The 24,586-nt window shown below is 24.6% G+C and carries 23 protein-coding genes and 1 other annotated feature; of the genes, 2 read left to right on the top strand and 21 right to left on the bottom strand.

Features of this window, described 5'->3' with window-relative positions:
• Positions 1-444 precede the first annotated feature (444 nt).
• The 11 genes from SHELI_RS02765 to SHELI_RS02715 form a co-directional block, all read right to left on the bottom strand.
• A complete protein-coding gene (locus tag SHELI_RS02765) occupies positions 445-3,084 on the bottom strand; it encodes a valine--tRNA ligase (RefSeq protein WP_069116476.1) in 2,640 nt (879 codons plus the stop codon).
• Between the two features lie 42 nt (positions 3,085-3,126).
• Positions 3,127-3,301 (bottom strand) — a binding site (T-box leader).
• A gap of 54 nt (positions 3,302-3,355) precedes the next feature.
• Positions 3,356-3,757, bottom strand: coding sequence for a hypothetical protein (locus SHELI_RS02760; protein WP_069116474.1), 402 nt, complete (start codon positions 3,755-3,757; stop codon positions 3,356-3,358).
• Positions 3,758-3,984: 227 nt separating this feature from the next.
• Entirely contained in the window at positions 3,985-4,824 is an 840-nt protein-coding gene (locus SHELI_RS02755) for a hypothetical protein (protein WP_069116472.1), read from the bottom strand.
• A 178-nt stretch (positions 4,825-5,002) separates the two neighbouring features.
• Complete coding sequence (locus tag SHELI_RS02750) at positions 5,003-5,860, bottom strand: hypothetical protein (RefSeq protein ID WP_069116470.1); 858 nt, start codon at positions 5,858-5,860, stop codon at positions 5,003-5,005.
• Positions 5,861-5,956: 96 nt separating this feature from the next.
• Entirely contained in the window at positions 5,957-6,310 is a 354-nt protein-coding gene (locus SHELI_RS02745) for a hypothetical protein (protein ID WP_069116468.1), read from the bottom strand.
• A gap of 160 nt (positions 6,311-6,470) precedes the next feature.
• Positions 6,471-9,425 (bottom strand): cation-translocating P-type ATPase, encoded by a 2,955-nt coding sequence (locus SHELI_RS02740; RefSeq protein WP_069116466.1) that lies wholly within the window; start codon positions 9,423-9,425, stop codon positions 6,471-6,473.
• A gap of 89 nt (positions 9,426-9,514) precedes the next feature.
• Positions 9,515-10,336: an aldo/keto reductase gene (locus tag SHELI_RS02735; RefSeq protein ID WP_069116464.1), complete on the bottom strand. Its 822-nt coding sequence runs from the start codon at positions 10,334-10,336 to the stop codon at positions 9,515-9,517.
• Positions 10,337-10,364: 28 nt separating this feature from the next.
• On the bottom strand, positions 10,365-11,186 hold the full coding sequence (locus tag SHELI_RS02730; RefSeq protein WP_069116462.1) for an aldo/keto reductase: 822 nt from the start codon (positions 11,184-11,186) through the stop codon (positions 10,365-10,367).
• Positions 11,187-11,292: 106 nt separating this feature from the next.
• Complete coding sequence (locus tag SHELI_RS02725; protein WP_069116460.1) at positions 11,293-12,114, bottom strand: aldo/keto reductase; 822 nt, start codon at positions 12,112-12,114, stop codon at positions 11,293-11,295.
• Positions 12,115-12,207: 93 nt separating this feature from the next.
• On the bottom strand, positions 12,208-13,062 hold the full coding sequence (locus SHELI_RS02720) for an HAD family hydrolase (protein ID WP_069116458.1): 855 nt from the start codon (positions 13,060-13,062) through the stop codon (positions 12,208-12,210).
• Positions 13,063-13,108: 46 nt separating this feature from the next.
• The gene (locus SHELI_RS02715) at positions 13,109-13,960 is read right to left on the bottom strand and encodes an HAD-IIB family hydrolase (protein WP_069116456.1); all 852 of its coding nucleotides are present in this window, start codon (positions 13,958-13,960) and stop codon (positions 13,109-13,111) included.
• Between the two features lie 125 nt (positions 13,961-14,085).
• On the opposite strand from SHELI_RS02715, the gene SHELI_RS02710 reads away from it, so the two are divergent.
• A complete protein-coding gene (locus tag SHELI_RS02710; protein ID WP_198146111.1) occupies positions 14,086-15,258 on the top strand; it encodes a serine hydrolase domain-containing protein in 1,173 nt (390 codons plus the stop codon).
• On the opposite strand, the gene yihA is transcribed toward SHELI_RS02710, so the two are convergent.
• The 9 genes from yihA to SHELI_RS02665 form a co-directional block, all read right to left on the bottom strand.
• Entirely contained in the window at positions 15,248-15,847 is a 600-nt protein-coding gene (gene yihA, locus SHELI_RS02705) for a ribosome biogenesis GTP-binding protein YihA/YsxC (protein WP_069116454.1), read from the bottom strand. The two genes, SHELI_RS02710 and yihA, sit on opposite strands and share 11 nt — an antisense overlap.
• Positions 15,848-16,171 (bottom strand): hypothetical protein, encoded by a 324-nt coding sequence (locus tag SHELI_RS02700; protein WP_069116452.1) that lies wholly within the window; start codon positions 16,169-16,171, stop codon positions 15,848-15,850.
• Positions 16,172-16,297: 126 nt separating this feature from the next.
• Positions 16,298-16,864, bottom strand: a complete 567-nt coding sequence (locus SHELI_RS02695; RefSeq protein WP_069116450.1) for a hypothetical protein — start codon at positions 16,862-16,864, stop codon at positions 16,298-16,300.
• On the bottom strand, positions 16,857-17,426 hold the full coding sequence (locus SHELI_RS02690) for a hypothetical protein (RefSeq protein WP_069116448.1): 570 nt from the start codon (positions 17,424-17,426) through the stop codon (positions 16,857-16,859). Before SHELI_RS02690 ends, SHELI_RS02695 begins: the two co-directional genes overlap by 8 nt.
• 48 nt (positions 17,427-17,474) lie before the next feature.
• Positions 17,475-17,861, bottom strand: a complete 387-nt coding sequence (locus SHELI_RS02685; protein ID WP_069116446.1) for a hypothetical protein — start codon at positions 17,859-17,861, stop codon at positions 17,475-17,477.
• Positions 17,862-17,979: 118 nt separating this feature from the next.
• Positions 17,980-18,969 (bottom strand): aldo/keto reductase, encoded by a 990-nt coding sequence (locus SHELI_RS02680; protein ID WP_069116442.1) that lies wholly within the window; start codon positions 18,967-18,969, stop codon positions 17,980-17,982.
• Between the two features lie 67 nt (positions 18,970-19,036).
• Complete coding sequence (locus SHELI_RS02675) at positions 19,037-19,726, bottom strand: hypothetical protein (protein ID WP_069116440.1); 690 nt, start codon at positions 19,724-19,726, stop codon at positions 19,037-19,039.
• A gap of 18 nt (positions 19,727-19,744) precedes the next feature.
• Positions 19,745-20,809: a hypothetical protein gene (locus SHELI_RS02670; RefSeq protein ID WP_069116438.1), complete on the bottom strand. Its 1,065-nt coding sequence runs from the start codon at positions 20,807-20,809 to the stop codon at positions 19,745-19,747.
• Positions 20,810-21,074: 265 nt separating this feature from the next.
• Positions 21,075-21,800 (bottom strand): hypothetical protein, encoded by a 726-nt coding sequence (locus tag SHELI_RS02665; protein ID WP_069116436.1) that lies wholly within the window; start codon positions 21,798-21,800, stop codon positions 21,075-21,077.
• Between the two features lie 62 nt (positions 21,801-21,862).
• Here SHELI_RS02665 and SHELI_RS02660 point away from each other — a divergent pair, with 62 nt between their 5' ends.
• Positions 21,863-22,564: a hypothetical protein gene (locus SHELI_RS02660; RefSeq protein ID WP_069116434.1), complete on the top strand. Its 702-nt coding sequence runs from the start codon at positions 21,863-21,865 to the stop codon at positions 22,562-22,564.
• A gap of 64 nt (positions 22,565-22,628) precedes the next feature.
• On the opposite strand, the gene SHELI_RS02655 is transcribed toward SHELI_RS02660, so the two are convergent.
• Positions 22,629-24,506 (bottom strand): ABC transporter permease, encoded by a 1,878-nt coding sequence (locus SHELI_RS02655; RefSeq protein ID WP_069116432.1) that lies wholly within the window; start codon positions 24,504-24,506, stop codon positions 22,629-22,631.
• Between the last annotated feature and the right edge of the window lie 80 nt (positions 24,507-24,586).

Genomic DNA, 24,586 nt, shown 5'->3' with positions numbered 1-24,586 from the left:
TATAAATATTCGCTTTAATGTCTACTAATTTTTATTTAACATATAATAAAATTTTTTTGAATATGTAAATCAATTTTTAAAGTTGTGTAAAGTTTAAATAAAAAATAATCAATATATGAGCATTTATATAAAATATAAAAATCTCATGTGTTGTAAAATTAATTAATATATAATATCAAATCGAATGTTTTTAAATTTTTATTTAATTAATTAAAATTAGCATTTTAGATAAATAATCTTTAAAATTACTTAAATAAAAATAATTATTTATGTAGTTTATAAAATAATTTAGTAACAACTTGCCACTAATATTAAAATATAATAGAATAACAAGTTAAAAAGGCATTAGAACTTGATGTAACTAATAAAGCAACAAATAAAAAAGCTTAGCAATTTTTTCATTGTATCTAAGCTTTACATAATGTTTTTTATAGAGTTTAAAAATTATTTATTAGACAATAATTTTATTTTTTCAACAATAGCTTTATACTCAACTTCATATTTTAAAAACTTGTTTTTTTCTATTTCAATTTTATTTTTATCTGCTTTTTGTAAAAAATTTTCATTAGATAAAATAGATTGAGATCTATTAATTTCTTTTTCTAAAGCTTTTTTTTGGTCTTGAAGATCTAGTAGTTGTTTTTTTTCGTCTATAAAACTTGCTTTTATAATTTCTAAAAATTTATTACCCACCGGAATTGAAACAACCTCACCTATCAACTTCGTTTTTTGAACATTTGATTTAACAAAAAACTCTAAATAACGATTAAAAATATTTCACTCTTCACTTGTAACTGTATTGGAATCGTCTAAAATAGAAAAATTCAATATTTGATTTTTTTCTATATTTTGACTAATTCTAAATTCTCTAATTTTTTTGATTGATTCAATTATAAAGTCTTCAAAATTATTAACATCATAATTTCATTCGTTTATTTTAAATTCTTCTTCTAGGATTGAATTTTTTATTTTAAGTTTTTGATAAATTTCTTCTGTTACAAAAGGCATTATTGGATGTAACATAACCAATATCTCTTTTAAAACAAATATAAGTACTGTAGTTAAATTATTTTTACTTTTTTCATCACAACCTAATGAGTCTGCTTTAACTAACTCTATAAATCAACTGCAATAGTCATTTCAAATAAAATTATAAAGAGTTTTTCCTATAATTGTAAACTCATATTTTTCCATAGCTTCATAGTAACTTTTCTGAACTCTTGTAAGCTTAGTTAAAATTCATTTACATGCTAAATTTTCATTGAGATCTATAATTTTTTTGATGTTATTTATATCGATATTAATATTTTTATTATCTAAATTAATTAATACAAATCTTGAAGCATTTCAAATTTTATTGATAAAGTTTCAGCTTGCTCTTAGTTTTTCTTCACTATATCTTAAATCCTGTCCTGGAGATGAGTTAGTTAGTAAAAAGTAACGCATAGAATCTGCTCCAAAATTTTTAATAACTTCCATTGGGTCAACTCCATTACCTAATGATTTAGACATTTTTCTACCTTGTTCATCTCTAATTAGTCCATGCATCAAGACATCATTAAATGGTTTTTGATGAGTAAATTCTAATGATTGAAAAATCATTCTTGCAACTCAAAAAAATACTATATCATATCCAGTAATCATAGTTGATGTTGGAAAATAGCGATCAAAATATTTTGAGTTTTTATCACCATCTCATTCTAAAGTTGCAAATGGTCACAATGCAGAAGAAAATCAAGTGTCTAAAACATCTTCATCTTGCACTCAATTTTCTATATCTTTTGGAGCAACTTCACCTACATAAATTTCATTTGTATTTTTGTTATACCATGCAGGAATTTGGTGTCCTCATCAAAGTTGTCTTGAAATAGTTCAATCATTTACGTTTTCCATTCATTTATTTAAGACATCATCAAACCTATTTGGATAAAAGTTAATTTTATTATCACTTTTTTGTAAATCAATAACTTGTTTTGCTAAATAATTCATTTTAACAAACCATTGTTCTGATAAATATGGTTCAACAATTGCATCACTTCTTTCAGAATAACCAACTTGATGAACTATTTCTTCTTTCTTAATAAATAATCCTTTTTCTTGCATTTGTACAATAAGTTGTTTTCTAGCTTCAAATCTATCTAAACCATTTAAATTGCCAGCTAATTCATTCATAGTTCCATCAGGATTCATACATATAATTTGATCTAAATTATATTTTTTACCAATAATAAAGTCATTTGGATCATGTGCTGGAGTACATTTCATAACTCCAGTTCCAAATTCTATATCAACATAACTATCAGCAATAACTGGAATTAATTGACCATTTACAGGATTAATAACCTTTTGATTAACATATTTTTTATAACGTTCATCTTTAGGATTAACAACTAAACAAACATCACCAAACATTGTTTCAGGTCTAGTTGTAGCTACTTCTAAATAACTATTTGTATCATTTTCTAAAATATATTTGAAATGATACATTCCCCCATTCGTTTCTTTGTAAATAACTTCAATGTTTGAAATTGCTGTTTTTTGTAAAGGATCTCAATTAACTATTTTTTTCTCTTTATATATCAAACCTTTATTGTACATTGTACAAAAAACTTTATTGACTAATTTGTTTAATTCTGGTGAGTATGTAAATTTTTCAACACTGTAATCTAAGCTTAGTCCTAATTTTTCTCATTGTTTTCTAATAAATGAAGCATATTCTTCTTTTCATTCTCATACTTTTTGGACAAACTTTTCTCGACCTAAATCAAAACGAGTTATTCCTTGTTCTCTTAGTCTTTGTTCCACTTTTGCTTGTGTAGCTATTCCAGCATGGTCCATTCCAGGTAGATATAAGGTGTCATATCCAGATAACTTTTTGTATCTTATTAATGTATCTTGTAAAGAACCATCTCAAGCATGACCAAGATGTAGTTTACCTGTAACATTTGGTGGTGGAATTACTATACTATATGGAGGTTTTTTGCTATTTACATCTGCTTTAAAATAGTTATTTTGTAATCAAAAATCATATTTATTTTTTTCAACTGCTAAATGATCATATTTTTTTTCTAACTCTTTTTTCATATTTATTTTCCTTTCAAAAAAAAACCTATCTTATAAAAATAAAATAGGAACGAATTGTCTCCGCGGTACCATCCTAATTAGTTTAAAAAAAACTTAAACTCACCTTAGTTGTATATTAAGTTTTATACTATGCAACCTTCAAAAATATGATTTACTAGTTCTCACCAACCACTAGTTCTCTGAATAAACTATATTTTTTACTCCTCATAATATTCATTTATATAAGTATATAATATCTACTTTTTTACATAATTGCAAAATTTTTTTAATTTTACTCACAGGCCATTAGCGGAAAAATAAATATCGAAAACACAAAATTTAAACCTGAAAATCCTGCTATAAATCCTGAAATTATGGTGTCAATAAGGCTAATACCCTCTACATACCTAAAAAAATAAAATTGAACGAATCAAAAAACTAACAATAAAATTGAAAATATAAAAATACAAATACAATAGTTTAGTCCTTTAATTAACATTTTAGTATTATTTCTAACAAATTGTTCTATCATAATTCATAAACTAATTGATAAAGCTATTATAATCAAGCAAAAACTAACTCAAAGCATTGCTCAATAAGTATCATAGTGACTAGTTACAAACAATGGTATTTCAAAAACAAATATTAGAGGGAAAATTACTAAAATAAATCATTTTAATTTTGTTAGTATCATAATTAACCTCTTATAGAACTATTATATCTCTAAAACTAGCAAATTTATAAAAAACAAAAAAAGGTTATAAATAACCTTTTTCAAAAAAGTTTTAACACCAATATCTATCAAGTAATTTTTGTGGTGTTAAAACTAAACCCGACATTTTATTAATTACTTGAATTATTATATTGAACCATAAAAATAAATTTATGGGTAAAACGGTTTGGATATACACTTGTAATAGTTTAATTCATTCCTATTACATCTAGTGGTGGTGTTGTTCCTTTTTTTACGACTGTTAGAAATTCTGTCTTTTTAAGAGAAATTGCATTATGATTATCTTGATTACCATGAACAATATAATAATATAATTTTTCATCATTTTGATTCATAAATTCTCTAAAAGATTCCTTTTTTGTCATTATATGTTCACTTGGATCTTTAACAACTTCTACTGATTGGCTTAGTTTTTTAGCTAATTTGGCCTCAAATCTTGCTAAAGAAATTTTTACAAAAGCAAATAATACAGTCCCAATAACTACATAAGAAAGTATTACAGTCACAAGTGCAGAAACAGCTGTATAATATTCATTTTCATATAAGAAGTCAAATCTATTTAAAAATGGCATGTTAGCAAATGGTAAATATTCTTTATACATTAAAGGGTTGTTATGTGAATTTAGTAAAGCATCCCTTAAATTTTCACTAGACCCAAAATGTCTTGATAAATCGAAAATGTAAAATGAACTTATTATTGCAAATGGTAGTAAACATAAAAACATTTTGATGATAGATTTTATATTATCTTTTTTGAAAATTCAAAAGTAGTGTTCCATTTTTTTCTTTTCAATATCAACTTTATCGATAAATTCTAGTACTTCGTCAAAATAAATTGCTAAAAAATAAATTGCAACTGCAAAACCTATTATATTTTTTAAAACTTTAATCGTAAGATACTCTGCTTTAGTTTTTACTAAACTATCAAAAATTGGGAAAACGAAAAATAACACTATCAGACCAATTAAACCTAAATAGCTTTTGATGTTTGTCTTAATTTTTTTAACAATTAAGTCAAAACTTTTCATTATCCCACCTTCTTGCTATCGCTTTTATCTTTACCCATTTTTTTATAACTTATATTAGTATTTTACACCAATAAGTAAAACTTGCAAATTTTGGAAAAAAAAATGTGAAAAAAATACTAAAAAAATGCCTACAAATAAGCACTTTTAAAGATATTAATATTTTTTTCTAATTTTTTTATTAAATTTGGAAGAAATCTAAAAAAACAGTGTCATATATTCTTTCAATTCAATAGAACTTTCTAATTACACCTTTTGAATATTTTTCTTTCATTCTATTTTGTAACAAATCATAATAGCTTGATCAAATTTTTTTGTAAGTTTCTAATATTTTGCTATTTAGTTCATTTACATCTCTAGATTCTTGAGTAGATAAATCATCTTGATTTAATAAGACAAATATTCCATTTTTTGAAGTTAATCCAATATTTGAACATGTTAAATTCAAGTGTTTATCTCCTCATTCTGTATTTTCAAATAAACTTTCATTTGAGTAATATTGATCTTTAACTAAGTGTATATAATTTGCACTTACTTGTTGTTCATTGGCACTTATAGCATTGAAAGAGTTTATAAATGATGGTATTAATAGCATATTCATAACAATTGATAATGTTGCATTTAAAGGATTTTTAGTCTCAACTAAATTTTGCACTTCGTATTGACAAATAATTGCAGTAATAACTGTTGTAGCAACTGTTCAAACTAAAAACCACAATGGTGAATGGTCGGTTGTACGACTAATTTTTACTTTATTTTTATCAACATTTAGCTTAAAATCATAAACTTTAATATATTTATAGTAAATATTTATTTTAAATCAGTTTACAATAACGAATTTTAAAAGTAAATACGCTGTTAAACCAAGAGTTAAGTAACTTAATCAATTCATTTTATTTTCAATAAGTCCATATATAAAAACTCCAATGGTTAATAATAAAAGTACTTGATCGACACAAAAATAAGCAAATTTAAACGGATTAAATACTAATATTTTATTTACAAACTTTAATTGTTCTTTTAATAATTTAGGTTTCATAAATAAATTACTCTCCTTCTTTAAAATTTTTAAACAATTATTTTATTCTAAAATCATTTTATATAATTTTTTTGTAAAAAAAAAGATTATTTGAATTTAATCTTCTATGTCTCTATGTGATTTGTAATGTTCAATTACACGATCAATTTTTGCAGATTGAACAAAGTATAATAACCCAAAATCTAGAATTGATCTTACTTTAAATCTTTCAGCATCATCAATATTTCGATTTTTTGTTAAAAAGGTTACTCCACAAATAACAGATATAAGCAATATTATATCCAATACCAAACAAACTGAACCAATACCAATTAGTCAATTAGATAGATGTTTTTTTGGAATAAAAGATATAGAAAGAACAGTTATAGAACTCGTTATTGCTAATAAGACACTAGAAACAATTAAGATTTCAAAAACTCTTTTTTTGATTTTTGTAACTTTTTTTGACATATAAACACCCCAATATTTTATATTTTTTAGTTATTTTAAATTTTATTTTCTATCATAAGATAGAGATTTGTGTATTTCCTATACATATATAATACTATATTTAAAATAATTTGCAAATATCTAAGCTAAATAAAAATAAAACTCATTTAAATTATGAGTTTTATTGTTGATTTTCCTTATCTCTTTTTTGTTTTTCAATTGCTCTTTTTTGAGCTAATAATTTTTTATCTTCAAAAATCATACTATCAAGCAATTGTTTGTTTCTTCTTCTTGGATCTGGGAAATAATGGTAACTTACAAATACTATTCCATCAGTTAAAAGCATTGCAATTGTTGGTGTAATAGTTAAACAAAGGATTACAGGAATCATATATCAATGATCGAAGTACTCTTTGGTATTTAGCAAGTTTAAAATATTATTATTTATTCCAGGAACAAATAATGCAATCATATTCAATCCAGCTGCAATTAATGAAGATACAATTAATGGTTTATTTGTTACCATATTTATCTTTTTACTTGTTTTTCATTGAGATAACTTAATAAAGTTAACGAAGAATGAAGGAGCACAAGTAATTAGCATAAATATCGCAGTTCTTCCATAATCTCCAATTTCAAGTTTAATTTCCATTGGCACATCATGATTTTTAAATATTTGATATCATCCACTCTCTGCTAATGCATTTATAGATTCATCGTTATAACCATGACTTTCTAAAATTTTTCGATAAGTTTCATCATTAAAGATATTCATTATATGATCTTTATCCACAAAAGACATACCAAAGTAGAATGCTCCAATTGAACAAATTGTTAGAAATACAATTATTTTACCCATTGAGAATCAAATTCCTCTAAATAAAGAGTTTTTTCCTTTGATTGGTTTAACTTTCATCAAACTATCATCATTTTTACCCATACCAATTGCCAAGGCAATACATGATTCTACAATCAAGTTCATTCATAAAATGTTTGTAGCTTCAAGTGGTGATACAGAGTTTATTAAAGATAAAATAAATATTGCTAAAACGTTTGAAAAGTTAACTCCAAGAATAAATGTTATAGCACGTTTAATTTTTGCATAAACGTTTCTTCCTTCATTTACCCCTTTAATAATAGTTTCAAAGTTATCATCGGTTAGAATTACATCAGAAGCTTGTTTTGCAACATCAGTACCAGTAATACCCATTGCAACACCAATATCTGCTTTTGCCAGTGATGGCGCATCATTTACTCCGTCCCCTGTCATACTTGTGATATTATGACGTTTTTGTAAAGCATCAACAATTCGAACTTTATGTTCAGGGTTAACTCTTGCAAAAACACGAATTTGTTCAATAATTTCTAAGAAATCCTCATCAGACATTGTGTCCAGCATTTTAGAGTTCATAACCTCTTTTTCATCATGTGCTAAATCAAGATCTCTTGCAATTGCTAAAGCTGTTACAGCGTGATCACCTGTTATCATAACAACTTTAACTCCAGCTGCTTTAGCTTGTTTAATTGCTTGGACAGCTGAATCTCTAACAGGATCAATCATTGCAACTGCTCCCAAGAATACTAAATCGCTTTCAAAATTACTTTTATTTCCTTCATTACCTGTCTCTTTATATGCAAATGCAAGCACTCTAAGCGCATTTTCTGAAAGTTCACCAGCAATTTTTAATAGCTCATCTTTATCTTCTTGAGTAATTGGTCTTGTTACATTATCAATCATAATTTTTGAACAACATTGTAATAACTGGTCTATTGCCCCTTTTGTAAAGACGGTTTTCACACCTTTAATATCATTAACGGTAGTCATCATTTTTCTTTCACTATCAAAAGGTTTTTCGTCAATTCTAATAAATTCATCACGAGCTTTTTGTTCATCAAGACCTGTAACTTCAGCGAAGTCAACAAGAGCTAATTCTGTAGGATCTCCAATTCTTTCATCATTTTCTGTAACTGAGTCGTTACATAAAACTAATGCTTTTAAGAAATAATCAAGATGCTCATCGTGTTTTTCATTTGTGTAGTCTTTTGCATTAATAACTCTATTGTCCATAACTAATTTTGTTACAGTCATTTTATTTTGAGTTAAAGTACCAGTTTTATCTGTACAAATTACATTAACACTACCTAGTGTTTCAACTGCCTTTAATTTTTTGACGATAACATTTTGATGAGCAAGTCTTCTTGCACTAAAACTTAGTGTAATAGATATAATTGCTGCTAAACATTCAGGGATAACTCCAATTGCTAATGTAATTGCAACCATTAAGTAACTAGCTCATGCTGTACTATTACCTGAGAAGTATAATGAAATAAATATTATAATTCCTAGCGCTAAGCTCACTAAGGCAACTATTAAAGTAAATTGACTTAGTTTTTTTTCTAAAGGTGTTGCTTCTTCATCGTTTTTGTTTATTGAAGTTGCTATTTTACCAATTTCTGTATTTTCACCAGTTTTTATTACAACACCAATCGCTCTACCAGCAGTTGTAAATGTTGACATAAATGCAATGTTTTGCATATCTGCTAAAATTGTAGTACTTTTAATTGGTTTATGAGTTTTTTCAACCGGTACAGATTCACCAGTTAAAATTGATTCATCAATCATTAATTCACTCGATTCCACAATTCTTAGTTCAGCAGGCACATATTTACCAGCTTCTAAAACAACAATATCACCAGGAACTAATTCAGTAGCATCAATTTCTTGTTGCATATTATTTCTAATAACAACCGCCTTTGGTTTTGATAGATCTTTTAAAGCATCCATCGACTTTCTAGCTTTGATAGTTTGAACTGTTTCTAATATTGCATCAATAATAACTATTAAAAAAATCACTATAAAGTCTATGAAATCATCAATTGTTACAGTTCATTCACCTTTACCTAAAAGTGGTGCTAAAACACTTATAATTGCAGCTATCATTAAAATTATTTGAATTGGTTCAAATAAAGAATGAAGAAATACCATATACCAAGGTGTTACTTTACCTTGGGGTAGTGCATTTTTTCCATATTTTTCAGTTTTTTCTTTTACTTGTGCATCTGTCAAACCTTTTTTTATATCAGTTTCTAGTGCAGCTTGTAATTGTTTATTGTCTTTCGACAAATACTCGTCCATTAAAACTCTTTCCCTCTCTTATATATAGAATAGTTTCGTTTATATTTATATATTATATAGTCTTTGACCGAGTTGTCAAATAAAATTGCTTAAATTTCAAATTTATTTGGGTCAGGACCATCACGATGCTCTTTAATAGTTGCAATATAATCCATGTCTTCTTGTGTTAATTCAAAATCTCCAAAATTTATGTTATCAATAACTCTTTGTGGTTTTGATGATTTTGGTATAACAACATATCCTAATTGATAGGCTCATCTTAAACATATTTGAGCTGGATTTTTATTATACTTTTTAGCTAGTTCAACTAATTGTTCAATTTCAAAGCATTTACCTCTAATTAAAGTTCCTCATGATTCAACAATTATTCCATTTTTTAAACAGTGATTTACTAGTCTATTACATGGTAATGCTGGGTGAAGTTCAAATTGATTTATTACAGGTTTGATTTTAGCAAATTTCATTAGTTCATCAATGTGACCCTCTAAAAAGTTACTGATACCGATTGATTTAACTTTTCCTGCTTCAACCGCTTCTTCAAGTGCTTTTCAACACTCTAATCTTTCTGGTGTTGGTCAATGAATTAGAATTAAATCAATATAATCTAATTCTAATTCTTCTAAAATTCTATCAATTGCTTTTACTGCTTTTTCATAAGCATGGTCATTATTTCATATTTTTGAAGTTACAAATAAATCTTCTCTTTTTACTTTGCTTTCTTTAATTGCTTTTGCAATTTGTTTGTGATTCCCATAGTATTGAGCGGTATCAATATGACGATATCCCGCTTTTAATGCTGCCAAGATAGATTCGTCTATCCCATTTTCACTATCTAGTTTGTATGTTCCAATACCTACTTGTGGAATAAAATTTCCATCATTAAATTTTATTCTTTTTTCTAAAACATTCATATTATTTTTCCTCTTCTTTTTTATCTTATTAAAATTCAAAATTATTTGGATCAGGACCATCACGATATTCTTTAATTGTTGATATATAGTCCATATCTTCTTTAGTTAATTCAAAATCCCCAAAATTTGAATTATCAACAACTCTTTCAGGTTTTGATGATTTTGGTATAACAACATATCCTAATTGATAAGCCCATCTTAAACAAATTTGAGCTGGTGTTTTGTTGTATTTTTTAGCTAATTCTACTATTTGCTCAACTTCAAAACATTTTCCTCTAATTAAAGTTCCTCATGATTCAACTACTATATTGTTTTTTCTACAATGCTCTACAAGACTATGACAAGGTAATGCTGGATGTAATTCAAATTGATTTATTACAGGTTTTATTTTAGCCACCTTCATAAGTTCATCAATATGTTCTTCTAAAAAATTGCTTATTCCGATTGATTTAACTTTTCCTGCTTCAACCGCTTCTTCAAGTGCTTTTCAACACTCCAATCTTTTTGGTGTTGGTCAGTGAACTAATAGCAAATCAATATAATCAAGTTCTAATTCTTCTAAAATTCTATCAATTGCTTTTACAGCATCACTATAAGCATGATCGCTATTTCAGATTTTTGAAGTTATAAACAACTCTTTTCTGTTTATATTTGTTTTTTTAATAGCCTCAGCTAATTGATTTTGATTTCCATAAATCTGTGCTGTATCGATGTGACGATAACCTTCTTTTATTGCTGCTGCAATCGAATCAACAATTCCACTTTGTTTAGTAAGTTTTGATGTTCCCAATCCTACTTGTGGGATGAAATTACCATCGTTAAATTCTATTTTTTTGTCTAAAACCTTCATTCAATCTTCCTTCTTTATAAGTAAAATAATTACTTTTTTGGGTTTATACCCACTTATATACTAAATTATATAAAGTAAAAAAAAATATCAATTTTAAAAATTGATATTAAAAATTAAAGTTACTTGGGTCAGGACCATCACGTTGTTCTTTAACGGTTGCAATATAATTCATGTCTTCTTGTGTTAATTCAAAGTCATCAAAATTTGCATTATCAACAACTCTTTCAGGTTTTGATGATTTTGGTATAATTACATATCCTAATTGATATGCTCATCTTAAACAAATTTGTGCAGGTGTTTTGTTGTATTTTTTAGCTAATTCTACTATTTGCTCAACTTCAAAACACTTACCTCTAATCAATGTACCTCATGATTCAACTACTATATTGTTTTTTCTACAATGTTCAACAAGACTATGACAAGGCAGTGCTGGATGTAATTCAAATTGATTGATTACAGGTTTTATTTTAGCCACCTTCATAAGTTCATCAATATGTTCTTCTAAAAAATTGCTTATTCCGATTGATTTAACTTTTCCTGCTTCAACTGCTTCTTCAAGTGCTTTTCAACATTCCAATCTTTGTGGTGTTGGTCAGTGAATTAAAATTAAATCGATATAATCAAGCTCCAACTCCTCTAAGATTCTGTCCACTGCTTTTACAGCATTTTCATATCCATGATCTTTATTTCAAATTTTAGAAGTAATAAATAATTCTTCTCTTTTAACTCCACTTTTTTTGATAGTTTTAGCAATTTGCTTATGATTTCCATAAATTTGTGCTGTATCAATGTGGCGATATCCTAATTTTAGAGCTGCCATTATCGACTCATCAATTTCATTTGTATTAGTTAATTCATATGTTCCTAATCCAAATTGAGGAATAAATTCTTCGTTATTAAATTTTATTTTTTTATCAAATATACTCATATTTCCTCCTTGGTATTAATACCAATTAAATAATAAAACATTAACCCAAGGTTAATGCAAGTCTTTTATTAAAAAAAATTTATTTTTTATTTATTAAAATTCTTTTAATAGTTGGTGAATTTTTACTCCAACTCCATCTTCATCAATTGGTAATATAACTTCTTTTGCGAGTTTTTTTATACCTTCAATCGCATTACCCATTGCATAAGTGTTTTTAAAGTTTTTAAACATTGGATAATCATTAAATTCATCACCAAAGACATATAAATCATCTTCACTAATATTTAAATACTTGGCCAATGCTCTTAAACCTCAATCTTTTCCAGCTCCTTTTTTATAAATTTCTAATGTTCAATGGTTATCCCAGAAAAACTCTAGTATTTCCACATCAAATTGTTTTAATAAATTTAAAGCATATTCTTTTTCTTTGTTATCATAACAAGTAATATTCAATGAACAAAATGTTCCTTTAACTTCAGTTTTTATTGCATGATATAATTTTTCTCTAGAATCATAAAAATTCATACAATCTTCTAAAAGTATTCTAAATCCATGCTCTTTGTTTTTATCTTCATCTGCAAAACGATTATTTCTTAAAGTATAAATTTTAAAATCATTTAGTAAATAAAATTCTAAATTAGTTTCGTAAATTACATCTAATATTTTATTACCCTCTTCATTAGAAAAATGTAATTGTGCCACATATTCATTGGTTACAGGATTTATCACACTTGTACCATTTGTCGCAATAACAGGTAGTGTAATCCCAAGATCAACAATATGTTGAACAGCTGAAAAATAATTACGCCCGGTTACAATAGTAAATGAATTGTTGGTTTTTTTCATAAAATCTTTAATCATCTCTTTACAAGATTCAGAAATTATATTACCTTTTTTAACAATTGTTCCATCTAGATCAGATGCTACTACTTTTTTATATTTATTCATTTTTATTCCTCACTTTAACTATATTTTAAACCAACCTATTTATTAATTAAAAATATTTTATTAATTCTTGAGCCTTTTTCCCAACACCATCATTCTCAACTGAACCAATGACTTCTTTTGCAATCAACTTTAATTGCGGAACTGCATTTTTAACTGCGTATGTATTTTTAGCATTTTCAAACATTACTATATCATTTGTTTGATCTCCAAAAATAAAGAAATCATCAACTTTCATATTTAAATAATCAGCTAGCATTTCTAATCCAGTGTATTTATTAACACCTTTTTTAAAATACTCAATTGTGTTGTGATGGAAGTAACAATAAATAAGAGTTGAAAATTTTTCTAATGGAAATAAATTAATGATTTTTTGAAATTCACTTTCGTCGTTGTATTCAATAAAAAATGATCCAAAATATTTGCAGTCGCTTTTAACTGCTTCAAATAATTCTTCAAGAGTATCATATAAGTTAAAAATACTTTCATCAAAACTGTCTAAAGTAAATTTGTCTCTTCTAAAATGTTTATTTCATACAGTTGACTTTAATCCAAAAACTTGAAAATCATTAACAACACTAAACTTAATTTGATTTTTGACAAGAATAGCTAAGTTATTTAAAAACTCTTCTTTTTCAAAATGTTTCGCTTTTAAAATTTTTTTATTAGTAGGATCAATTAAAGTAGAACCATTTGCTGTTAAGATAGGTAAAGTAATATTTAAATCTTTTATATGTCTCTCAGCTACAAAAAATTGTCTTCCTGTCACTATACTAAAAGCATTATTAGTTTGCTGCATAAAATTTTTTATTGATTTTTTAGTTTCTTCAATCAATACATTATCCTTAGTTATAATCGTTCCATCCATGTCAGAAACAGCTAGCTTTTTATAAGAACTCATTTTTAATACTCCTTTATTTATTATTTTAAACCTATTTATAATTTTATTAAACTTATTGTTTGTTAGTATTTAATAAAATTTAGTATCTTTATTATATAATTTTTACAATAATGAGGAGTTTTAAAATGAGTAAAAATATTGAGTTTAAAAATATAAGCAATTGAATCAAAGACATACACGATAAAAATATTTATAATTGTAGTGTTGTTGTTGTAAGTAAAAATAAAGAAGTTATTTATACTAAAACATTGGGTTATAAAGACTCAAATAAAAAAATCGATGTTGAAACAAATGATTTATTTAGAGTTTATTCAATGACAAAACCAGTAACAGCGTTGGCTTTTTTAATTTTATGTGAAAAATATAATATCAATCTTGATGAAAAAGTGTCAAAATATTTACCAAGTTTTAAAAATATGAACTATTTTGAAGGTAGTAAAATAACTTATACCGATGAATTAACACTTCATCATTTGTTATCAATGCAAAGTGGTTTAACTTATGGGTGAGAAGATGATTTTAGAGATAATTTAATAAAAAGTATTTGAGAAAAATATGAAAAGGAAAACCTAAGTACTATGGATTTTGCAAATGAATTAGCAAAAGTACCCTTAAAATTTAAACCAGGAAAAGATTGAGTATATGGACTTAATTTAGAAGTTTTAGCGGCAATTATCGAAGTTGTATCAAAAATTAAATTTGAAGATTTTATGCAAAAAAATGTTTTTGAACCTTTAAACATGAGAGACTCAAACTTTTATATATTTGACAAAAAAAGAGAAGTAAAAGTTCAAATAAACACTTGTAAAAATGGTTATCACAAAATAGCTCAAGATGATAACTATAAAGGACACTTTCAAGAAGTTTATAAAATGTCAAATTGTATTCTAGGTGGTTCAAACTTAGTAACAACTGCCCTAGACTACCAAAAGTTTTTAGATGTTTTAATTGATGGATTTGTTGATGGAAAACAAATAATTAGTAAGAATATATTGCAATTAATTTCAAAAGATGTTTTAGATAAAAGACTTGAACAATTTTATTGAAGATATAATGATGACTATAGTTATTGTTATGGTGGAAGAGTAAGAATTAAAAATGAAATTGAACCCAAGACAGAAATTGGTGAATTTGGTTGAGAAGGTATATTAGGTTCTTTTGGTATGTGTGATCCAAAAAATAAAATAACTGTTACATTACTTCACAGTTCTAATCCTGGTTTTAATACAATAAATGGTGAAGAATTTATAAAAGTTTTGTATGATGATTTAATAGAAAATAATTTAATTAAAAAGTAATATTATGACTTACTATTTCATAAATCAGTTCATAAGCTTTATCGAAATTGCTTTTATCTTTTGAAGATATAGATAAAAATAAATCCCTTTTATCTAAATTTAAAGTTGTTTTAACAAGTTTTTCATTTTTTATTATTTCATTTTTCTTACATTTATCTTTTTTAGTAGCAATTATTAAAACTCTAATATTTTGCTTTTTAAAAAAGTCATACATATCTTTGTCATCATTGGTTGGCTTATGTCTTAGGTCAACCAACTGACAAACTCCTTTAAGATTTTTTCTATTTTGTAAATAATCTTCCATCATATCTGCAAATGCTAACTTTTGATCTTGACTAACTCTTGCATATCCATAACCAGGTGCATCAACTATTCTAAAAGATGAATTATTAATATCAAAAAAGTTCAATAACCTTGTTTTACCAGGTGTTGAACTAGTTTTTGCTAACTTATTTTGATTTGTTAAAGAATTTATAAAGGTCGATTTTCCAACATTACTTCTGCCAATAAAGCAAATTTCTGGTATTTCATCATTGATTCAATCCTTTTTTGCTGCTGCAGACTTAATAAATTTTGCTTGCTTAATCATTTATTTTTTTTGAATTTTTTCTATTGGTTTTATTAGTTTATCAAACTCTTCTTCTAAAGTATTTGGAACTTTGCCTTTGTTTGGATCAACTAACACGTACTCAAAATAGTACTCATTTAATCATTTTACATATTGTTCTTGACGAACTATTTCATCTTCAACAATAGGATTTTCAAAATTATCTTCATTGTATTTTTGTTTTAATGACTGTAAAAGAGATTCTTCCATTTCTAGATAAGCAAAAAAATCCTCTTTTCGAATCTTTTTAAGATTTTTCTTTGAAAAAAGCCTTTTTTCTTCTTTATTTAAGAATTTTTCTAACATATGAATTCACTCCTTATTCAACAACTAAATTATAAGGTAATTAAGAAAAATAGCAAAATGTAATAGTTCATAAAAGTCCTTTAAATAATAGGTTTTTAATGAAAATAAAAGTTTTTTAAAAAACGCTTATTTACCTTTATTTTTTAAATCTTTTTCTTTTGATTCTAAATTATCACTAAAAAAGTCCTTTAATCTTCAATTGTACTTTAATTGTGCTGTATTTACTGAATTATGACTATCTAAATAGCTAATTACTAAATAGTTTCTTCTTAAAGTTGAAGAAATTGATCTTATTGAGTTTTTATCTATTTTTAAATCAAATAAAAAATAATATACCTCGTTTGATTCAATTATATACATTGTTTTATAAACTTTATCTCCAAATAGAATCATCAGAAGAACAAAAACAACATATGTTATATACAAAATATTAAAGGGCAAAACAAATTTCTCTACTATATTTTCATCTCCTATATAGCAATAAACTCCAAGTCCTAAAGATAAAATAAATAAAACTGGTGTAATCAAATAACAAATCACATTAAATCAAATAAAAACAGGTTTATTTATATAAGCTCTTTTTATATCCATTTTTTTTAATTTATAAAACTTAAGATTTATATATACTAAAACAGCTGAAAAAAGTACTGTGCAAAATGATATTAATACTATTCCTGTTAATATTTTAGTCATCCGTTAATTCCCCTTTTTTGATGGCTCTATAAGCCAAAACCAAGTCATTGGTTTCTGGATTTAATAGAACCTTATTATCATCAAATATTATTTCAACACCAGTCACTCATTCTTTGTTGCCATAAAAAGTAAATGCAATTAAAGAAAATATTTTTTTTATATCTATTTTTAAATACTTATTTTCATATTCTATTAAAACATTTTTATTAGTAAGATAAATATCTGCATTTATTTTTGTTAGAACATTATTTTTATAATAAAATTTGTAATCATGCGATCATTGTTTATCTTTTTTTCCATTATACTCTTTTGTTTTTTTATAAAGAGAAATACCTTTTTTAAAAAAATAACATATTTCACCCAATGGAAGTTCATAATCTATTTTTTGTTCTTTTAATTGATAATTATTTTCTTGTTCGTTTACACTTTCTAAATATTTAACATTAATATTTTTATATACACGAATTTTTTCATTATATAAAAGTGCCAAAAAACCAGTAATCATTAAACTAATTATTCATAAAATAACAATTGTAATAACTACAATATTTTTGTTTTCCATTAATTTTCTCTCTTCTAATAAGCTTACAAATAAAAAAATAAGTTAACCCTATTTTTTCTTATTTGCTAATTTAGTTTCAACCTTAGTTTTTACTTTTTCTCATTTTATCATTGTTTTTTTATGCAATTCATCAGTATTTACATAGTTAATTTCTTTTCCAGATATGCCGTTTTCTTTATCGTCAACAGCTTGTTCCTTTGATGATGTTCATATATTTAATACAGGATTTGAATCTTCTAATCCAGAATCTTGAACTCATGAATATCTTGGATCTTCTTCTATATGAGGCGCTTTATCTGCTATAAACTGTTGTTCTTTCTTAAAAACACCACTTATGTAATTTGCCTTATCATTTGATTTAGCATTACTTCTTTGTGGGGCAACGACTCTTGCATATCTTGATTTTGTTGGTTTTTTAGACTTATTAAAACTCATAATAACCTCTCAATCTTCTTTATTAATATATTAAGTAAATTTATAAAATAATTATACCTTAATTATTAGTTAAAAAAAAGACTTAGAATATACTAAATCTTTTTAAAAAACCAATGTCTTAATCTTTGTCAATTGCTTTTTCAGTTGCCTCGCTATATCTATGGCCCATAATTTCAATTCTATCAAGATATTCTTTAATTTTTTGTAGTTCTTCTTTTGTAAATGTAACATTAGAACCACTCAAATTTTGATCTAACCTATCTAAATTTTTTGTTCCTGGAATAGGAACTATAAAATCTTTTTGCGCCAATAATCATGCAATTGCGATTGCAGCAGGAGTTGTATTTTTTTGTTTTGCAATATCTGTTAAATAATCTACAAGTTTCATATTCTCTTTTAAAAACTCAGGGTTATTAAATCTAGGTATAGTATTTCTAAAGTCACCTTCTTCAAATACATGACCTGGTTTTATAGTTCCTGTTAAAAATCCTCTACCTAACGGAGAAAATGGAACAAAACCAATTTTTAACTCTTCTAGTAATGGTAATATTTTTTCTTCTGGCTCTCTTCAAAACATTGAGTATTCACTTTGTAAAGCAGTTACTGGAAACACAGCATGTGCTTTTTTAATAGTTGTAGCACTAGCTTCACTAAGACCTCAGTGTCTTATTTTTCCTTGTTCTTTTAGTTCTTTCATTACTAATGCAACTTCTTCAATTGGAACACTAGGATCAACTCTATGCTGATATAAAAGGTCAATGTAATTTGTTTGTAATCTTTTTAAACTACCTTCCACAGCTCTAAGAATGTTTTCTCTTGATGAGTCTAAACCAATAACTTTATCACCATCATACTTAAATCCAAATTTAGTTGCTATAACAACTTCTTCTCTACAGTCCTTGAATGCTTCTCCCATTATCTCTTCATTTTTAAAGGGTCCATATATTTCAGCTGTATCAAAAAAAGTAACTCCCTTTTTTTTAGCTTCTTTTAGAAATAAAATAGCTTCTTTTTTTGTAGGGAATGGTGGGGATGCAAAACTTAAACCCATGGCTCCATAACCAATTTCTGATACTTTTAAATCTTTTCCTAAAACTCTTTTTTTCATTTTGTCTCCTTTTTAAAATTATAAAACATTAACCTTGGGTTAATGCAAGTCAAAAAAACAAAAAAACTTAAAAATTTCTTACAATAATTTCTGTCAACGAATTTATTAAGATAACATAAACTTTAAGCATTTTTTGATAAGTATTTAAAAATACAACAAAGTCCTCAACCCCATCATTAAAAATTTTATCTAACTCTTTGCTTATATTATTTATAATTTCTTTTTTTTCTAATGCACTTTGCTTATCTATAACTTTTTGCAGAGATAAATGCATTGTTCCGCCTGATTTAACAACAAACTCAATAGCTTCAGGCCAATTATTTAAATGAGGAAAGTTAATAAAAGAGTTTGATTCCTTTACAAAAGTTGCACACACTAATTGAAAAATATGAATTTCATATTTCAAACTTGACATGTCTGAAACCAATTGACGAATGTCGTTGGGTATAGATATTTTTTTCTTAGGGTTTACAAGCCTTATTATTAAATCGATTGTTTGAAAATAAGATCTTGATAATAACTCAATTTCATCGGATTCTTGTTTATTCATTCTTAATTTATTAAAATCAATAATTTTCTTTTTTACATTTTCTTCAACTATTTCAAAGCTCAAGTTTTCCTTGTTGGCAAGTAATTCTCTAATCTCTGACATAAACTTAAAAGAATTATTGCAAACAAAAAATTTATTATCTATAGTAAATTTTTGTATTGATTCAAATAAGTTTTTTAAAAAATCAAATATTTTATTCGCTTCCAATTTAGAGTAACCTTCTTTCTATTTAATTTGTCTAGAATCAATAAATTCATCTAAAATTTGATACTTATTATTTTTTGTAACAGCAAAAAATTGTTCATATTCCAATACATCTAAACTCAATATCAATTCATTTTCTTTTATATCTATATGTCTTTCTTTATTTGTTAAAAAACTTAACCCATATTTTATTTCATTATTTAATTTGCTATTTGAATTTTCAATTTTAGCTATATTTTTTAATTTTATAATTTTATCAATTAAATATTTATTGGTTATTTTTAAAACCAATTTAGATTCTTTTACATCCGGTTTTATCTTTTTGAATAAAAGTTTAGTATTAATTTCTTTATTTTTTTCCAAACGGAAAAAATCTACATATTTGATCGTTATAATTAAATTTCCATTTTCATCAAAAGAATCATAATTACTTGAAGTAAAATCTACAATATTAAATTTTATAGGTATTTTTTTTAATTTTTCAGCTATCAAATTTATATTTATAGATTTATTTTTGTTATTATAAACATCATAACAATTATGTTTATAATCGTCTTCAAACATTGATAAACCCTTTTTTAAAATGTTTTTTTTGAATACTTCAAAAAAATAAGCTTGTGCTGAATCGATAGTGATTCTTTTCACATTTTTTGAGCAAATTTTATTCTTTATTAAGAAAATATCATCTTTTTCATAATTTAAAGTTAGCAAAAAGATATTATCTTCTTTTTTTTCTCTTATTTGTATAATATTATTTTTATAAAAATTATTAATTAAATCTACTGATATTATGTTTTTGAATCTTTTACTAATTATTTTATCGTTTATATAGTTTACACATCATTGTTTATGTTCATTATTTTTGGAGGTTGAAATGTAATAATTAAGCCTTTCTTTATTGCTAAAGTTTAAATCCAGTTTTGCCCCGCATAAATCATCTTTATAACATCTAGCGCATGTTATATTTATAAAATTATTCCCATTTTTATCATAAACACTTTTGTATAACAAGTTTCTTTTTGTAGCTGTATTAAAGCGTGAATCAAAATCGTATATTTTATCTTTAATCTTAATTACTCATTCCATAATATCACCTTATTTATTTTATCATTTAATAAGATTTTTTTAGTCTATTACTAATATAATATTTTAAATAATAATATAAAAAAACAAGCAAAAAGCTTGTTTAGAACAATTTACCTTTATTATTAAATAGGCAATTAAATGTTATAAAAAATATTTAAATTTTTTATAACAAATTAATAATATTATAAATTAAAAAAAATTTCCATATATTTTATTAATATTAATATTTTTTTTATTAATAATGGTAAATATATTGATAAAAAAATTAAGTATCTAATTCATTTTGTAAATATATTTCTATATTTATAGCTATTTCACAAATTGTTTGCATTTGTATAAAAATATTATATACTTTTCAAAAGCTTTTTACTCCATCCATAAATATGTTTTCAGCACCTTTAGTTTCTAAATACAATTCATCATATATTCCAATAATCAGATCTAATCCTTGTTCTCATTTTTTTATATCTTTTAAATTCTGTAAATTTAAAATTATTTCATTTTGTTGCTTATCTAAAATATTATCCATTTTACTTTTGTAAAAATATATAATTTCACTATATTTTTTTAACTTGTTTAAGAAATAAACACAAAGCTCATTATAATTTGGTATTTTATTATTTAATTTATAAAAATCATTGCAATATTTTACTATTTCATCTGTTAATAAAACACTTTCTCTTAAAGAGCTTATCTTAGGTTTTATAATATCGACATCATAGTTTATATTCTGTACATCTAATTCAAGTAAATATAATTGAACTAACTCATAGGAATTTAAAAACATGTCCTTTATTTCTTGAAATTCATCTAAATACTTTATTGTCTTTATTTTAGTTTCTATGTCTTCATAATAAGGAAACTCTATCTTATTTTTGCGAAAAGTTTTTTTTATGTAATCTATTCAAACTAAAATAGTTGAAAATGCTGGTTCGAAGTATTTTAAAACTTTTTCTATAACAGATTTATCAAATTCGTATTTTCCAATCATTAACCATATATCCTTTATAGTATTAATATATAATAATTATTGTAAATAGAAAAGATGATACAATGATAAATTATTTTAAACCTATCAAATTAAACTTAGAAAATATAGAATATTTGAAAAATTTAACACCTTATTGAAGTAAAAGTTTAAATAATAGTATTAAGAGATTATCAAAATGACTTTCAAAGTTCGGTAAAAGTAGCATTGATTTCAGATTGGAGTTTTATGAAGATTATGAATATTATCCAAAAATGTTTAAAATGATTGATAATTTCAAAAACTTTTTAAATCAAAAATATAAAATTATAAAACAAAATATAAAATTATTAAAAAAGTTTTACAAATTTATCAATGATTATTGCAAAATACTTGGAATTTGTAAATCTATAGAAATAATTTGCAATTTTTATAAAGTAATAAACGAAGAAGATTTTTCGGATTTTAAAAGTCTTATAATTGACTTGACAAATGAAACTATTAGCAATTATTTAACACTATATAAAAATCAATTAGAAGTACTTTTTAATGATTTTGATTATTTAGAAATGATTTTTAAAAATAAAATAATTTTTAAAAATAAAATAATTGAAGTAAATGATATAGTTGGTAAAATAACTAAATTCTCATTATTATCTGTTAAAAAAAATAAAATAAATGAACAAATTTATACTAAAGTTATTGCAGAAACCACAGAGTTTTACACATTTACAGAAACATTCAAAAATAATATTTTGACTTTTTTTAATAAATTAAGATTTAATTAAAAAAGCTTTAATAAGTTATTATTAAAGCTTTTTTAATATATATAAAATTAATCACAATTTAAAATTAATTTATGCTTATTATACAAAATCTATAACCAGCAGTAATTATTAGAAAAAAAGTTATTATCAATAATGCGCCAATATAATAAATAGGATCAAAGAAATTTTCATAAGTATTTTGTGAAATTTGTCTTTCATTACCTAAACTTAGATTATAAACAGTATAAGGTAAAAAAGTGTTTTCTTGTTTGTGCATGTCAATAGAAGAATCACTATAAACTTCAAATCATACATCATCATCGTAAAAACCAGTGTATTTGGTATAAAAGTCTCATGTTCCATAAAATGGATTTACATATGTTATGTAGTTAAGAGTATTCATACTTTTTTGGTATTTTTGAAAATTTTCATCATTAACAATTACTTCTGGAACTCCAGAGTTGTAAGTAGCGTATAATCAATTGGTTGTATAATTAATAAAATAATTTTCAAAAACTCTAGCTGCAAACATTAATTCAAAATCTAAGTTTTTGTTGATAAAGTCATCTATGTAATCTTTATAAGGTGAATCATTTGACAATGCTAGCGTACTGTTTGACAAATTGATATCATTCATTCTTTTTATAAATAATGAATTTAAATCATTTGTTGTCATTCTAACCTTTTCTTTTGTTTCAACATCTTGTATATAATTAGTTTCTAATTCGTTTGGGTTGGTCACATTTGAGTTATCAACAAATGATATAAAAGAATTAAAAAGTTTACTTTTTTCTTTTTTTAAATTTGGGAAAGTAGTTTTTAATTCATTTGTAAAATTATAAAAATCATTTAAAATATTTTTTGTTTCATCTGAATCACTCATTGATTCAATCTTTTCACTTAATTGGTTCATAGAAATAAAATGACTTTCTAAAGTAAACTTGATTATTACTTTTTTTCCTATTCAAGATTCTTTCATATTTTCTCCCTTAACAATAACCGGAATAGGTATTGAAGGTGAGTTTTCATCATCTGCATTATATGTTATTGATAAGTTTTTTTTATCATCTTTATCTATCAAGCCTAATTTTTCATCTCAAAAACTTTGGTACCTTTTTTTAATGATGCTATTATTATCAAAGCTAGACTTAGTCATGTATAAATTATTACCTGAATCGTCTGTAGAATAAGGTGTTGTTAAAAATTCATTTATAGCTTTTGATAAGTATTTATATTTTATTTTTCCTTTTGATACTATTTTTTGTAAATCAATAGCATCATATATATCTTTAACAGTTGTCAATACACCACTTGTTTGATTATCAATTCCAGTTTTTACAGTTAACCTAATTACGTTATTTTGTTGTTGCATTAACTTCATAGGTATATTTGCAATAAATGATAAAGACATTAGCAAAGTTGATATTACAAGAGTGGGTTGACTTCCTAAAAAAATAATTAGAAATATTATAAAATTAATTAAACAAAAAGCAACCGCTAAAGTAAAAATCAAAAAATAAGTTGTTTTTGTTAAAACATATTCTTTTAAAACAAATTTATTCAATGCTAAATAAGTAAAATTAAATATTCCATAAGAAAAAAACAAAGATGAAAAGACCGTAAAAATAACTGTTAAATAAATAACAAAAAATATCTTTCTTCTTGAAATTTGGTTTGCCAAAGTTATAAAAATTGTTTTATCATCAATTTTTCTAACAAAAAAAAAGTTTAAAACTCTTATAATCAAAAGAAAAATAAAAACATTAATAAAAATAATAGCATAAAAATCAAATAACTCATTTATCATTTGACCTGAACTAACCAAAGAAAACACTAAAGCTACAACTAAACTAAAAATATTAGTAATAATAGTAAATATTACAAATGTCTTTTCGAAAAAAAGCGTTCTAAAATTAAATTTTAGTAAATTAAATAAAGTTATTTTACCTACTTTTTTTTCCATTTTTTACCCCTCATTTATTTTATTATAACATAACTAGACTTTAAATCATATAGAATAACGGAATTTAAGTAGACCATTTG

Source organism: Spiroplasma helicoides (assembly GCF_001715535.1).
Taxonomy (GTDB): domain Bacteria; phylum Bacillota_I; class Bacilli_A; order Mycoplasmatales; family Mycoplasmataceae; genus Spiroplasma_A; species Spiroplasma_A helicoides.
The sequence above is the reverse complement of the archived record's forward strand: the minus strand, read 5'-3'. Positions and strand labels throughout refer to the sequence as shown.